Source organism: Proteus sp. PR00208, assembly GCF_016238545.1.
GTDB lineage: Bacteria > Pseudomonadota > Gammaproteobacteria > Enterobacterales > Enterobacteriaceae > Proteus.
Genome location: NZ_JAEHQE010000029.1, coordinates 1 through 15,840, shown reverse-complemented (window position 1 = coordinate 15,840; position 15,840 = coordinate 1). Strand labels below are relative to the sequence as shown.

The window sequence follows — 15,840 nt, the reverse complement described above, 5'->3', positions numbered from 1 at the left end:
CTCGACAAATTGCTAGATGCTAATGCCTTTTTAAAGGGAGAAGGAAGTATGAATTCAGAAAGCCCAATTAAGCATGTCCGCTGGGCAATCATGTGTTCGGTAATTGGATTTGCATTAACAGGCTGTGCAGATACACCTTATCGTCCTGCGCCAATTACCTCTGTAAATGATAGCTCTTCAAATAATACGGTATCAACTGCACCTGTGATGACTAGCAGTAATGCGACACCTATTGAAAGAACTACCCCCTTACAATCGTCACCTCCTCCTTCTATTAAGGTGAACTCCGCTTCGACTAATGGAGGCGTGGTTCAGTCTCAAAGCCAGCCTCGCTCTCAAACGTCAGTTGCGGCTCAAAATGTAAACACTGATGGTTCTGGACGCATTGTGTATAACCGTAACTACGACAGTATTCCAAAAGGAAACTACAACGGTAATACGTACACCGTAAAACGCGGTGATACTATGTTCTATATCGCTTGGATAACTGATAGTGATGTAAAAGAACTAGCATCAATGAATAACATCTCAGAACCTTATAGCTTAAACGTAGGGCAGGTGTTGAATATTGGTAACCGTCAGGTCAACACGGGTACTAATACCAATGTCAATACATCGGTTATTAATCAATCAAGTAGCGCTGGTGTTCAAACGGCACACACTAAACCAACAAACAATGGTGCTATGGGACCATTGATTACTAAACCGGCAACAACACCACCAAAAACAACGACACCGCCACCAACAACGAATACAAATACTACAACTGCTGCAACACCAGCACCAACGGCAGCTTCTGGTAAGTGGATTTGGCCTGCGCAAGGTAATATTATTGAAAGTTACTCAAGTGCGCCTGGTGGCAATAAAGGTATTGATATCGGTGGTACAAAAGGTTCACCAATAGTTGCCACTGCTGCGGGTAAAGTGGTTTATGCAGGTAGCGCATTACGCGGCTACGGTAACCTCGTTATCATTAAGCATAATGACGAATACCTCAGTGCATATGCACATAACGACACCATTTTGGTGCGTGAACAGCAAAATGTGAATGCGGGTCAGCAAATTGCCACAATGGGTAGCTCTGGAACCAGTTCTGTCCGACTACACTTTGAGATCCGCTATAAAGAAAAATCACTCAATCCAATGAGTTATTTACCCAAGAAATAAATAAGTGATTTTTTACTCGCATAGTGAATAATCCTAAAGTTAAGCCCTCTCCTTTACAAAAAGGAGAGGGCTTTTTCTTATCTGTAATTAATTAAAATATTGAAACAAAATAAATTTTATCTAAGTATAAGTGCTTATTAAAAGATTATTAAAAATGAGAGATCAATATAAAATTATAGATAACGTTAAATTAGACGGTTGATTCTCAACCAATGAATGCGTATGCTAAAAATTGTTATATAAAAAATGAATAAAGATTCGTTGTTATTAAAAGATGGACTATAAAATAACCCCTTGTTTAGGTGGATATTTCCTTTATTAGATTATCTTTTTAATAATAGTACGTAATAAAAATTATTGGATATTATTTTATTATTATGGGTTTTTATTTGTTTTTTTAGATGTAAGTAGTCACAAATAGCGCATCAAATAGAGTAATTTTACGTATAGATAAATGTACGTAAAATATAATAAAAAAACTGTTAATAACCTGCACTCAATAGTTAAGTTATATATTGAATAAAGAAAGAATAAAATTAACAGTAAAATAGATTATGTTATCTTTTATTTTGTAATTCGTTACAAGGGAAAATCAGTAAACCCGTTGTGTCGTGACACAGCGATAAACTGGTAAACAGACTTTAATCATGAGTCGTTTACCTAAATTATCAAGGGTAGGAGCAGCTGATGAGCCAAAGTACGCTAAGAGTAGACGAGTTATATACAGATGAAATTGAAGAGAACATGGAAGAGTTCGATGAAGTTGCTGCAAAAGAGGCAGAAAATGAGTCTGATGCTCAAGACGAAATTGAACTTATTGAAGGAGTCAACCAGCGTGCGCTCGATGCAACTCAGCTTTATTTAGGAGAAATTGGTTATTCTCCGTTGCTGACCGCTGAAGAAGAGGTTTTCTTTGCCCGTAGAGCGCTACGTGGTGATATTCCTTCAAGACAACGAATGATAGAAAGTAACCTACGTTTAGTTGTTAAGATTTCTCGTCGTTATACAAACCGAGGACTTGCTCTTCTTGATCTTATTGAAGAAGGGAATTTAGGTCTTATTCGTGCTGTTGAAAAATTCGATCCTGAAAAAGGTTTCCGTTTTTCAACTTATGCGACATGGTGGATACGTCAAACAATTGAACGTGCCATTATGAACCAGACCCGCACTATCCGCCTTCCCATTCATATCGTTAAAGAGCTGAATGTTTATTTAAGAACGGCAAGAGAATTAGCACATAAACTCGATCATGAGCCTAGTGTTGAAGAAATTGCACAAACATTGGATAAACCAGTTGAAGATGTGAGTAAAATGCTACGTTTAAACGAACGTATTACTTCTGTTGATACCCCTATTGGGGGTGATTCAGATAAAGCATTACTTGATATTATCTCTGACGAAAATGAAGAAGGGCCGGAAGCAACAATTCAAAATAATAACCTCAAGGAAAATATCATAAAGTGGTTATTTGAATTGAATCCTAAGCAACGTGAAGTATTAGCACGTCGTTTCGGGTTATTAGGCTATGAAGCAGAAACTTTAGAAGATGTTGGTAGAGAGATTGGTCTGACAAGAGAAAGGGTTCGTCAAATTCAAGTTGAAGGACTACGTCGACTAAAAGACATTCTACAAAGTCAGGGATTATGTATTGAAGCACTTTTCAAAGCATAGTTAGCCACCCAATTTCTGTTTATAGCTTTAATTGACATATTGTTATTACCAAAGCCGATTAGTGGGTTTGCTAATCGGCTTTTCTTTATCTTGTATTATACGATTCAAAACGATAAAACAAGAGCGCAGTCTTGTACCTCGTCAGCCTGATGAAAGTAATAAAGGAAGATATGAAAGATTATTTTTTAAACGTTAAACTAGAGCGTTGCGATTTTAGCCAAAGTAAAATCTCTCCAAAGGGAATGGTGAGATTAATAGCATCAGGTAAAAACTTTTATCTTAATGAAGCTGATTTTGCTAACTCTCAAGATTTTCTTAAACGATTAAAACAAGGTGATGAGCTTAAAATCTGTGCAGAATTACTGAAAGATGGCAGTTTCTGGGTGCAATGGATTTATCATGATACAAAAGGAAGATTGGAGCCTGAACGAAAATTCACGCTAACAGCAAAACAGAAAAAATGGTTATTGATTGCATTTTTTCTGACCGTGATTGGAGGCTGGTGGAGTTATTTCTCGTTAATTTATTTAGAGCCTAATTTCTTTATCATTATCACAATGATTATTTCATTTGGTGCTGTCATGGCTGGGATCAGTTATATCGGAGAAAAAGTTTATCGCTATTTTCAGCTCACCAGCCCCAAACATAGAAAGAGAATAGAGGCGTTGGATAAAGTCATCGCCAAGCAAGCATTGATAGCTCCAGATGGCGAGCAACTCATTATTACTGGAATAAAATCAGCACCATTACCTTCATTTACCTTGAGTAAAAAGTCGTTTCCTCAAATAAAGCAAAGTAAAGTACAGCGAGTTAGAGGAATAATACAAATTCATAGTATTAATAGACTTCAAATACATTCCCGCAATAGCGAGACTGTAATAATGCAAATATCCTGTCTGATTAATAAACATCCTTTTGTATTAAGTTATAGAGAGCGCTTATTTTATTCTGATCATAATTTGTTTCTTGCTGATGGCGATGATGTTGAATTGTTCTTTTGGCAAGCTGAAGATAAGAACTCAGGGCCTGTTATCTTAGGGGTTTATAATCATACAGATAATGGCGCTTATTCAATTTCAGGACAAATGTATATTGGGCATCAGCGCACATATCGTTTATCGCTGTTAATAACCGCATTAGTCAGTATTTTTGTGTTCTCAATGGTTGCTGGTTTATCTATTTCCGACGTTTATGATAATGGAAATTATTGGGATAAATGGGATTGGTATTCTATTGGTGATGCTTTTTTAGGAATGGGTATTATCTATGGTTTAATCATGAGTGGCTTTGCCTTTTTAATTGCATTGTTTTCAAACCTTTATATTTTGTTTTCAGAAAAAGGTAATAGTAGTTATCAAACCCATTTTTTACTTCAGCAGCAATGTGTTGAGAACAAGCGACCGCTGTATATTACGGAGCTGCGTCAATGAATCCTTTTTTCCGTAAGCCTTTTATCATCATCACAAGCTTATTTATTTTAAGCTTACTGCTCTGTTATGGTGTGCTTTTTCATGGTTTTGCCTCTAAGTGGCAATGGAAAAATGAAAACGCCTCTGAGTTATCTTCATATCCTTATTCTCGTTATGATTGGCGTAAGGTTTTTTATGCTGCTAGTGGGATATTAATTAAGACTGAATCTGATAGTGGGCGATATGACGTAGATATTTATGGTCGACTTCACCGCCAAGATAATCAGAGAAAATATACGCTGTACTTTTCTGACAAAGAAGGCACACGCTTTGTATCACAAGGCCAAGGTAGCTTTTATAACGCTTATTGCGTTCTTGATAAGTGTGTATTATTTACAGAACAGGGGCGTCAAAATATAGATTTAGCAAAGTTTACAGTCGCAGATTTAATGCCTTGGCAAGAGACTAACGCTGGCTATTATCGCTTCCCTTTAGCGCTTATCGGTGGAAAATTACTGTTTTCACAAACAACATCACAATTAGTATTAGTTGATAATAAGACGATACTGACAAGTTTAGATGAAGGTGAAAGCTGGGAATATTCAGTTAATACAGAAGATCTGGTGAAGCAGTATTACGCTGAGGATTTCGGTGAGTTTACACAATTTCATTATGCCCTTTCAGGTGATTCTCTGGTTATTTTTTACAATCATCATTACACAACAAACACGTTAGAAATCACGCTAAATTTAGTGAATAAAGAAGTAACAAAAACACGCTGGCTTCCTTTGCGTGTTAAAGAGGTTGCTCAAAATGATAAAGGTGATATCTATTTTATTGCTCAACATGCTTCTCGTGATCTCTATTCTGTGGTTCAACGTCAAACTGATGGAAATTTAAAAACTTTCTATGAAAGTGGTTATAAATATCTAAATGATTTGATGATAAGTAATGATGATTTGATTTTAAATAAAGGTCGTAACGATGATCAAACTACGCTAGTTTTCTCATTAAAAACAAAAAATTATACTTCTTATGAGAAAATTAATGACGATATGATGTTTAATCCTGCTTTATCTTCATTTATTCGTTTGTTTGATAATTACGGCGACGAAGATACTTTACTATTATTGGGTGAACGACTGAAATATAGCCATGCTTTTATTAAGTAGAGTTGTATTTATCTCTGACTATCTCTGTTTGATAAATTATAAAAAAACCATAAAAAAGCTCTGTGAAATCAAACAGAGCTTTTTTTATTATCAGTATGTTGTACTGTTTATGGCCTATTTTGCCATCTCTTTTAAACGATAAAGTTGTTCTAATGCTTGTCGTGGTGTTAGGGCATCAGGATCGATTTTATCCAACGCTAATTCAATCTCTGAAGGTTCCGCTTCTGTTAATAACATCAGCTGTGATGTTTCAACATGACCAGAGCCGGAGTTGCCTGATAGCATTTCAAGCTCTTTTAATTTTTGCTTAGCTCGACGGATAACTTCTTTTGGAACACCCGCCAATGCAGCAACAGCTAAACCATAGCTTTTACTTGCCGCACCTTCTTGCACACTGTGCATAAAGGCAATTGTGTCACCATGCTCAATTGCGTCTAAGTGAATGTTTGCAGTACCTTCAAGTTTTTCAGGCAGTGTGGTTAATTCAAAATAGTGGGTTGCAAAGAGTGTCATTGCCTTAATTCGATTTGCTAAGTTTTCAGCACAGGCCCAAGCTAGAGATAGCCCATCATAAGTGGATGTACCTCGACCAATCTCATCCATTAAGACCAAGCTGTTTTCAGTCGCATTATGCAAAATATTAGCTGTTTCGGTCATTTCAACCATAAAGGTAGAGCGACCTGAAGCAAGATCATCAGAAGCACCCACACGCGTAAAGATACGATCGACTGGACCAATTAAAGCTTTTTCAGCAGGGACAAAGCTACCAATATAAGCAAGTAAAGTAATTAATGCAGCTTGGCGCATATAAGTACTTTTCCCTCCCATATTAGGGCCTGTAATTATCAGTAAGCGACGTTGAGGTGATAATTGTAATGGATTTGAAATAAAAGGTTCGCTAAGGACTTGTTCAACAACAGGGTGACGTCCCCCAGTGATCAGAATACCTGTTTTCTCACTCAATTCTGGGCGAGTATAATTTAATGATTCAGCACGTTCTGCAAGGTTAGAGAGAACATCTGTTTCAGCTAAAGCCTCAGCACTACTTTGTAATGCGGCAAGGTGAGGTAATAGCTTTTCAAAAATCTCTTCATAAAGCATTTTTTCGATAGCTAATGCCTTACCTTTAGAGGTTAATACCTTGTCTTCATACTCTTTTAATTCAGGGATGATGTAACGTTCAGCATTTTTCAACGTTTGACGACGAACATAGTGCATAGGCACTAAATTGCTTTGCCCACGACTGACTTGAATGTAATAGCCATGTACACCATTAAAGCCAACTTTAAGTGTATCAATACCCCATTTCTCACGTTCACGAATTTCAAGTTTATCAAGGTAATCACTTGCGCCATCGGCTAATGCGCGCCATTCGTCTAATTCGGCATTATAACCAGAGGCAATAACACCTCCGTCACGTACTAATACAGGTGGTGTTTCAACAATGGCATGTTCAAGTAATTCACATAATTCATCAAACTGGCTAATGCGCTTTTGTAATTCTTTAATGTAAGGCATATCGGCTTGTTCAAGCACTTGATGAATATCGTGATATTGCTGAAATGCATGACGCATACGGGAGAGATCACGAGGACGAGCTGATCGTAACGCTAAACGGGCTAATACGCGTTCTAAATCACCGACTTGGCGTAAAAAAGGCTGTAACTCAAAATAGAGCGGTTGTAATGCACTAATTGCATCTTGGCGTTTGATAAGTTGTTCACGTTGGCGTAATGGCGAATGTATCCAACGTTTTAGCATACGACTGCCCATCGGGGTAACGCAAAGGTCGAGTACAGATGCCAATGTGTTATCAGTGCCCCCTGCTAGATTTTGTGTTAATTCGAGATTACGACGAGTTGCGGCATCTAAAATAATTGAATCTTGAGGGCGTTCCATCGTGATGCTACGGATATGAGGGAGTGCAGTGCGCTGTGTATCTTTCACATATTGTAATAAGCACCCAGCGGCGCAGAGTGCTAAATGTGCATTTTCAACACCAAAACCTGTTAAATCACGAGTACCAAATTGCAGATTCAGTTGTTGTTTTGCTGTTTCTGGTTCAAATTCCCAAATAGGGCGACGGCGTAGACCTTGCTGGCGCTCAATAAGAGCCATTGACTCAAAGGTTTCTGGATAGAGCAATTCGGCTGGGTGGGTGCGTTGTAATTCGGCAATCATGCTTTCACTATCTGGCATTTCAGTAACACGAAAACGACCTGATGTGATATCTAACGTTGCATAGCCAAAAGCACCATTTTTGTCTTGCCAAATTGCGGCTAAAAGGTTGTCTTGACGCTCTTCAAGTAAGGCTTCATCAGTCACTGTACCTGGCGTAACAATACGAATAACTTTGCGCTCAACAGGACCTTTACTTGTTGCAGGATCACCAATTTGTTCACAAATGGCGACAGACTCGCCTAATTGCACCAATTTAGCGAGATAGTTCTCAACGGCGTGATGAGGAACACCAGCCATAGGAATAGGTTGGCCCGCAGACTGACCTCGTTTTGTTAATGAAATATCTAATAAGCGAGAGGCTTTTTTAGCATCATCAAAAAACAGTTCATAAAAGTCACCCATACGATAAAACAGTAAGATTTCAGGATGCTCTGCTTTAAGCTTAAGATACTGCTGCATCATTGGTGTGTGGGAGTCTAAATGTTGAATGTCAGTCATGTTGTTGTCTGTCTTAACGTATTGAATTTTGAGTTATTTGTGAAAATCTGTTGTTACACTGCATTTCGTTCTATTTCACAAGCTTTGCACGATCATATCACAAGGTTTCAGTCAGTTGTTTTAATGATACAAATATCTTTTTAGACCGAAAGCGAAATAATTTTAATCACTATAATATCGTTGATTAACCCTCAATGACAATTCACACTTTTTCTGAAAACTCTTTAATTATCCGATAGTAAGTATTGATGGAGATAATGTTTTAACGCAATAGTGAGGAAAGATATACGCTTTTTTAAACATAAAATATAAATACGCGGGTCATCAAAGCAAAACAAGATATTTAAGTGCATAACATAAGAAAATCATCCCTTTTGCGGTATAACTCGCATAAAAATAGTTTACTCGTGTTTTTCGATTTTTAAAGCGTGTGAAAAAATTAAGAGTATGTAAGAGTAATAAGGTATCTTATGGATAATAAGGCAAAAACAAGCCAGTCATATTTTTATTAATAATAAATATTATGAATTGCTGGATTTTCTTGAAATAAACATAAAGAGTTACAGGAATGCCGCCTCGTATATTATCGCCATTAAGTAATACCACTTATACTTTAAGACGTACTTCAGCACCAAACACATCAATTGTATTTAATGCAACAACAGATAATGACAGCAATATTATTTATTGGTTTGTTGATGATGCTTATCTAGGGAATAGTACAAAATCAGCGCTCAATAGAGTGGTATCCCAAAGAGAGTAGTCGCTATCGTATTCGCGCAGTAGATGATAAAGGAAGAGCGGATACACGAAATATTCGTGTTGATATTATTGGTGTGATTAACAAACAAGAAATCGAAGCAAATTAATATTGGCGTTAAAGTTTGTAGGTTTTACTTAATGATTATCTTAACACTAAAATATTAATTTCTATCGTTATCTTATTCTGACTATTAACTCACTATATTGTTGCGAGATAATTATTAGGTAAAATATTGAAAAATTTATTTTATCTTGTGAGCAAGGAAGAAATAATCAACATGAAAACTAGAATTCTAAAATTAGCTTTATTAAGCGCATTAGCATTACCTTTAGTGGGATGTGGTGGTGGAACACCGACTTGTGACAGCTCAGAAGCAAAAGGCTTAGTCATTGATATTACAAAAGATGAACTTCGTGATCAAAAAATGGCTGCTGTGATCGATCAAATAAAGATCAAAGTAGAAAGCGTGCGTACTCGTGAACATGATGAGAAAAGAGATACTTACTCATGTGCTGCGGAACTTTCTTTTGAAGGTAAAGGCGGCAAAAATTCAATTCCGATTACTTATACCATTGAAAGCACCGATGACGGCAAAGAATTTTACGTTAATGTTTTCGGTTTATAATTGATCCAGAGAAAAAACCATAATAAAAAAGTAGATATATAAGTAACAAGCCTATATATCTACTTGTAATAAATTACGCTAGATCATCTAGAAATTCAGGTGATGGAACAAAGAATAATGTACCTGTTACAGGGGTACTGAATTTAAGTAATTTATCGGTATGGCCTTCAGGTGTGCCTGCAAACATATTTTCTAACATACGGTTAGTTGTTGAAAAATAACGCGCATAACCAATAAAGTAAGTACCATATTCATTTCTAGATGGATTGGAAAAAGGCATATTGGCTCTGACAATTTTTAAATCTTCGCCGTTCTCATCTTGAATATTGGTTACAACATTATGTGAACCGGGTTCTTTTTCTTCATCGGTTAACTCCACATCATTGAATTTGTGTCTACCAATGACTTTTTCTTGTTCGATAAGGGACTGTTTTTCCCATGCTTCCATATCGTGAATATATTTTTGTACAAAGGCGTAACTGCCACCTTTAAATTCAGGATCTTCATCGCCAATAACGGCATAAGAAGCACGCTCATCTTCATACTCTGGGTTTTCAGTTCCATCGACAAAACCAATAATAGAACGGCCGTCAAAATATCTAAACCCATGAACTTCATCAACAGGCGTAACAATATTCTTTAGCTTTTGGCTGATGATAGACGCTAATTCGTAACAGGCTGAAACTTTGAGGGCTCGAATATGGAAAAAGAGATCGCCTGGAGTAGAAACCGCAGTATAAGTGTCACCTTTAATTTCTTTAAAGGTATTTAGCTCTTTGGGTTTTGGCTGATTGGGAAATAATGTAGTCCACGCATTTGCACCGAATCCCATTACACAACTTGTTTCCAATTCAGGAAAACGTGTCCTCATACTACGTATCAAACCAGAAAAATTATTACAAAAATCGATCAGAGTATCGCGGTTTTCAGATGAGTGGGTGAGGTTAAAAACTAAAAAATAAGCATTCTCACAGGGTGATTTCGTAACATCTTGGTATTTCATAGTGATCCCTAAATGACGAATAATAGATGAATAATAATTAAGCTATATTTACAAAATATTGTTTTTTAGTTTTACACCAAAAACCTCTCTATTACAAAGAGAGGGTGAGATTTTTATTTTTATAAGTAACGAGTTTCAATATGATACTCTTTTTTAGAATATAAAATGTGGGCAACAAATATTTATCTAAATGAATTAATTCAATTCTGAGTCTGGAATATCATATTTTATGACAACACGATTTTTATACAATAATTCTGATTTAATTAATTGAGGAAAAGCGCCCACATTTTTTTTAGTGTAAATATCTCGCCAAATTTCATTACAACGATACACATGCTCTCCCTTTTTGATAAAAGAAGAAGATTTCTCATAAATATGATAACGATATTCCCTTGCTTCGCTACAAAGGAGTTCGCCTTCTAACTGATGTTCAGCGACATGTAATCTAATTTGATAATCATAAGACGTTGGATTATATAAGATTAAATCTACATAGTTATAAAAAATAGCGGCTCCTGAGCCAAAAGGGAGGACTCGTCCTTCATCAGGAAAGGGATCAAAACTGTGATTGGCTTTTTCAATCACTTTTAATTCAGAATGTAGTGCTAACCAATGTATTAAATTACTGGCTTGACAAATTCCACCGCCTACACCTTTTCTTGCTTCACCATAGGAGAGTTGCATGCCATCAATAAAACCTCTTTTATAGCTAGGTTTACCAATTAAATAGCAAAAAGAGAAATACTCTCCCGATTTTATCACGATACCATCTAATGCTTTTTCAACTAATTTAAGATTCGTTATCTTATTGTATTGTAATTGGATATCACTTTCGCCACGGCGACTAATTAATTTAGATGTGTGTTTTAGATAACGGTGTGAAAGCCGATGTTCTGGTTGAACGTCTCTGCTGTATTTTCGACTTGAAAATCGCCAACTAAGAGAGCGAAATAAACGACGTTGTGCCACTCTCAAAGTATAAAGAATAGGGTGATAAGACGAGAGTGTTCTACGCATAAAATCCTTTTAAACAATAGTTAATAGAAAGAGATAAACGTGAGTATGATAACGATTGAATGAGTGTATTGATACGCCGATATCCTTAAAATAATAGAGCTAAGAATTTAGCCAATAAATTTATTTATTGATATCTTTCGTTAAAATTTGAGCTTGAGATTGTAAAACAGATAAAAAATTCTTAGTGGCTGGAGAGATATACTTTTCTTTATGATAAAAGTAACGAATGCCTCGGCTAAATTGGATATCATCAAATGCAATTTCACATAAAAGACCTGATTTTAATTCTTGCATAATAGACAAACGAGATAAAATTGAGACTCCTAAACCGTGAATAACCCCCTGTTTTATTCCTTCCAAGCTATTTATTTCCATCACATTTTTGAGTTCTTTATTATTTTCTTGGATCCTATCTAATAAAAAATCACGGGTAGCAGAGTGCTCTGGTTTGATCAGAAAAACTTCTGAGGCAATATCAGAAAATCTGCAATGTTTCTTTTTTGACAGCCAATGTTCAGGTGAACAAATAAGCACTAAGGGATCGATAAGAAAGGTATCAAGATGATATTCCGTCGGATCTAAATAGATATGATCTGACATGATCAAAAATTCTAATTCTTGGGTATCAAGTTTATGGATAAGTTGTGTTGAGCTTGAAATATCCATACTTAATTTCACATCTGGATACTGTTCTCTAAATTGCGCCATAATTTGAGGTAATAGGTAAACGCCAACAAAATGGCTAGCGCCAAACTTAATTTCACCTTTAGAGGGATCATCAAATTGTCGCATATGCTCAGAAGAGGATTTTACTAAATTAATAATTTGGGTTGCGTACTGCTGATAAACCTTACCTTGAGGCGTTAAATAAAGCCGATTATTGATCCTTTCAAACAACGTTGTTTGCAATTCTTCTTCTAGTTTTCTGATTTTAATACTGACACTTGGTTGAGTGCAGAATAGACGCTCTGCGGTTTCAGTAACATTAAAACCGTTGGCAAGTAGTAGAAAAGCATCAAGTTGGCTTAAATTCATCTCAGCACCATAAATTATTTTTATAGTTATAATATATTAATACAATTATCTTTATACCTCAATATTTCTATACTGAACTTCCTACCCTACACATTAAGAGGAATCGGTTATGGAAAAGACTGCGAAGCGAGATGACATCGCTAAACCAGCGCCATCATCACCAAAACAAAACGGTAAGAAAATAACCTTAAAAACAATAGGAATACCTTTAGCTTTATTGGTATTACTCGTTTTATTTTTTATGCCAACACCCGATGGATTAAGTATTGAAGGGCAAAAAGCCATGTATATCTTTTTAATGGCAGTGTTCTTATGGGCAACCGAAAGTTATCACCAAGATATGTTTGGCTTCAAAATTAGCGTTTATATGACTGCTGTTATTGCTGCCATTCTCTGTCTGATGCCTCGTATTGGCTTATTAACGTGGAATGAAGCCAATATTAAATGGGATCTTATGATATTTGCAGCAGGTGCTTATGCGGCAGGTAATACTTTAGAATCCACACAAGGTGCGCAATGGTTAATTGGTAAAATGGTTTATGGGCTCGGACTCGAAAATATGAGTACGACGATGGTCTATGTTGTTGTTGTCTTTATCTGTATGTATAGCCATTTAATTTTTACGAGTAAAACCGTGAAAACGACCATATTAATTCCAGCCATTATTGCGCTTGCCAAAACATTAGGCATGGATCCGGTAACATTAGCATTAGCCGCGTCATTTACACTCACATATACCATTACATTACCACCACATTCAAAAGTAAATACCATCTATTTTTCAAGTGGTTACTTTAGTGTATTAGACCAAATGAAATATGGATTAATTACCTGTTTTGTTGGTGCATCGGTAATTTCTATTGCGATATTCACTTGGTTCCAAATTCTTGGATATGGTCTTTAAGCCATTAAATTAAGGAATAATAATGAGACTAATTTTATTAAGACACGGTGAAACCTTATGGAATATGGAATCACGCTTACAAGGACATGCTAATTCTTGTTTATCACCAAAAGGCATTAATCAAGCAATGGCGATAAAAGAGAGTATTAAATTGTTATCACCCGCTAGGATTATTACGTCAGATTTAGGGCGAACTGTACAAACCGCAGAAATTGTCGGTCATCCCGAAGCGGTTAAAGAGCCGTTATTACGTGAGTTAAATATGGGGGAATGGACAGGACAGCGAAAACCAGAACTCATAAGACATCATGCAGATAAATACAAAAATTGGCGAGCAGGAACATATACGCCACCTAAAGGTGAAAATTGGTTTGATTTTTGTGATCGTATTGGTGCGGCATTAAAGGAATGGGTACATAAAGAAGACAGTGATTTATTAGCGGTTGTGCATAGTGGTGTTATTCGTGCAGCCTGCAAAGTATTTTTAAATTTGTCACCTGAGTTTTTATTACCCGCAACACCAGGCACAATAACGATATTTAATTTTGATCTTAATTCTGATAAAGCGCCAAAATTAGAAGCCTATAATATTGGATCTTATATGCCAGATAAGAATGTCGCTGATTAAGATTAATAAGAAGTGGTTTTCAATTTAATCATCCTGTTTTAAACGTATTTCTTATTTAAGGCTAGAATTTAAATCTGAAATTTAAAATAAGTCACTCCGATATTAAATCAGAGCAAGGGAAACTTTGCTCTGATTTATTGAAATCAAACCATTAAATCCTACCAATATCCCAACACCTTCCACCACATGCTACCAAGGGTTATCCAAACGATAAGGTTAACCACACTCATCACAAATCCCGTTTTCCACCATTCACCTAATGTGGCGTAGCCAGAACCGAAAATAATGGGGGCGGTGCCTGTGCCGTAATGAGTGAGTGACATCATTAATGAAGATGAGAATGCCAAAATAAGCCCTAATAACATTGGTGGTGCGCCAAGGGCTAAACCTGCGGCATAAAAAGCGGCGAACATTGCGGTAATATGAGCAGTAGTACTAGCAAAGAAATAATGAGAATAAACATAAATTAGTACCAGTAATATCATGCCACTGACCCAACTAATACCCATGCTATCAATACTTGCCCCTACACTGAGTGACAACCATTTAATTAATCCTAATTTTCCTAAGAAGGATGCCATCATTACTAATGCAGAGAACCAAACTACTGTATCCCATGCACCTTTGTTTTTTAAAATATCATCCCAATTTAAAACGCCAGTACATAATAAAATCGACAAACCAATAAAGGCTGCTGTTGTTGCATTAACGCTAAATCCATCACCAAATAATAATGCTGGGACACCAGCCCACATGATTAATAACAAGGCGAAGACGGCAAGAGTTATTTTTTCAGGTAATGAAATAGGGCCTAATTGCGCTAAACGCTCTTTGGCAAAATGAGGTGCATTTGGAGTGCGGGTTATTTCAGGCTTATACAGTAGATAAATAACAATAGGCATTAAAATTAATGAAACGATAGCTGGCACAAAAGCCGCAATTGCCCACATAGACCAACTAAGCTCATGTGTAGGATCTGTTTCACTAATAATTAAACTGACAATTAGCGGGTTAGGAGCTGTTGCCGTAATAAACATAGCGGAAGTAATAGGATTTATATTGTAGTTCACTAAAGAGAGGTAACGGCCTATTTTACCACTTGTACCATCTTCCGCTTTAGAGTTAAAACTATCTGAAATTGATCGCATAATGGGGTGAATAATCCCACCCCCTCGTGCGGTATTACTTGGTGTTACAGGAGCTAAGATTGTTTCTGCAATTGCTAATGAATAGGCTATTCCAATGGTTCTTTTACCAAAAAGTGAAATAAAATAATAACCAATTCTAGCGCCGAGTCCCGTTTTATTTAGACTCATTGATACCATAATGGAAATACCAATTAACCAGATAAGATCATTGGAAAATCCACTTAATGCATCACCGATAGCGGCTTTGGTTGAATTAGGATTAGTGACACCTGTAACAGCGACTAATGCGATAGCAATAATAGATACAGCACCGATAGGAAGTGCTTTACCAATAATGGCGGCGATAGTACCGACAAAGAGTGCTAATAAATGCCAAGCATTGGGATCAACCCCCTGTGGTACAGGAACAAGAAACCAGATAATAAGGGTAATAGAAACGGCGATTAATGTAGGTATCGGTCGTAATGGAGTTAATTTATTCATCAGGTTATTCCATTAGGTTGCAGGTTAAATAAATAATCGGAAGTAAAAAGTAAAGCTAATAAGTATTTTTATTGAAGATGATCTTATTAACATATTATTAAATATTCATTGATTGATGTCATAAAAATAAAAT

General features: G+C 36.3%; 13 protein-coding genes. 8 read left to right on the top strand and 5 right to left on the bottom strand.

All coding sequences use genetic code 11. The features are described 5' to 3' along the window. Positions 1-48 precede the first annotated feature (48 nt). From nlpD to JEP36_RS16280, 4 genes are all read left to right on the top strand, one after another. Complete coding sequence (gene nlpD / locus JEP36_RS16295; protein ID WP_198620874.1) at positions 49-1,167, top strand: murein hydrolase activator NlpD; 1,119 nt, start codon at positions 49-51, stop codon at positions 1,165-1,167. A gap of 687 nt (positions 1,168-1,854) precedes the next feature. Beyond that, complete coding sequence (rpoS, locus tag JEP36_RS16290) at positions 1,855-2,838, top strand: RNA polymerase sigma factor RpoS (RefSeq protein WP_023582671.1); 984 nt, start codon at positions 1,855-1,857, stop codon at positions 2,836-2,838. Positions 2,839-3,008: 170 nt separating this feature from the next. Then, positions 3,009-4,268 carry a hypothetical protein gene (locus JEP36_RS16285; protein WP_198630475.1) on the top strand — a complete coding sequence of 420 codons (1,260 nt, stop codon included), beginning with the start codon at positions 3,009-3,011 and terminating at the stop codon, positions 4,266-4,268. Continuing rightward, entirely contained in the window at positions 4,265-5,419 is a 1,155-nt protein-coding gene (locus JEP36_RS16280; protein WP_198625907.1) for a hypothetical protein, read from the top strand. The genes JEP36_RS16285 and JEP36_RS16280 overlap by 4 nt, the downstream gene beginning before the upstream one ends. Before the next feature lie 114 nt (positions 5,420-5,533). Here the strand turns inward: JEP36_RS16280 and mutS are convergent, their stop codons facing one another. Next, entirely contained in the window at positions 5,534-8,098 is a 2,565-nt protein-coding gene (gene mutS, locus JEP36_RS16275) for a DNA mismatch repair protein MutS (RefSeq protein ID WP_198630474.1), read from the bottom strand. 568 nt (positions 8,099-8,666) lie between these two features. Here mutS and JEP36_RS17805 point away from each other — a divergent pair. Then, the gene (locus JEP36_RS17805) at positions 8,667-8,861 is read left to right on the top strand and encodes a hypothetical protein (RefSeq protein ID WP_232805474.1); all 195 of its coding nucleotides are present in this window, start codon (positions 8,667-8,669) and stop codon (positions 8,859-8,861) included. Between the two features lie 277 nt (positions 8,862-9,138). Next, positions 9,139-9,486: a hypothetical protein gene (locus tag JEP36_RS16265; RefSeq protein WP_196533960.1), complete on the top strand. Its 348-nt coding sequence runs from the start codon at positions 9,139-9,141 to the stop codon at positions 9,484-9,486. Positions 9,487-9,559: 73 nt separating this feature from the next. Here JEP36_RS16265 and JEP36_RS16260 read toward each other — a convergent pair whose 3' ends face one another. From JEP36_RS16260 to JEP36_RS16250, 3 genes are all read right to left on the bottom strand, one after another. Then, on the bottom strand, positions 9,560-10,489 hold the full coding sequence (locus JEP36_RS16260; protein WP_198620869.1) for a Dyp-type peroxidase: 930 nt from the start codon (positions 10,487-10,489) through the stop codon (positions 9,560-9,562). Between the two features lie 195 nt (positions 10,490-10,684). After that, positions 10,685-11,509 (bottom strand): VanW family protein, encoded by an 825-nt coding sequence (locus tag JEP36_RS16255; protein ID WP_232805473.1) that lies wholly within the window; start codon positions 11,507-11,509, stop codon positions 10,685-10,687. Positions 11,510-11,629: 120 nt separating this feature from the next. Then, the gene (locus tag JEP36_RS16250) at positions 11,630-12,544 is read right to left on the bottom strand and encodes a LysR family transcriptional regulator (RefSeq protein ID WP_198620868.1); all 915 of its coding nucleotides are present in this window, start codon (positions 12,542-12,544) and stop codon (positions 11,630-11,632) included. Between the two features lie 109 nt (positions 12,545-12,653). Between JEP36_RS16250 and JEP36_RS16245 the strand changes: the two genes are divergently transcribed. After that, positions 12,654-13,448, top strand: a complete 795-nt coding sequence (locus JEP36_RS16245; RefSeq protein WP_198630473.1) for an SLC13 family permease — start codon at positions 12,654-12,656, stop codon at positions 13,446-13,448. Positions 13,449-13,470: 22 nt separating this feature from the next. Next, complete coding sequence (locus tag JEP36_RS16240) at positions 13,471-14,076, top strand: histidine phosphatase family protein (RefSeq protein WP_109371414.1); 606 nt, start codon at positions 13,471-13,473, stop codon at positions 14,074-14,076. Between the two features lie 158 nt (positions 14,077-14,234). Here the strand turns inward: JEP36_RS16240 and JEP36_RS16235 are convergent, their stop codons facing one another. Then, entirely contained in the window at positions 14,235-15,707 is a 1,473-nt protein-coding gene (locus tag JEP36_RS16235; RefSeq protein WP_196533964.1) for an anion permease, read from the bottom strand. Between the last annotated feature and the right edge of the window lie 133 nt (positions 15,708-15,840).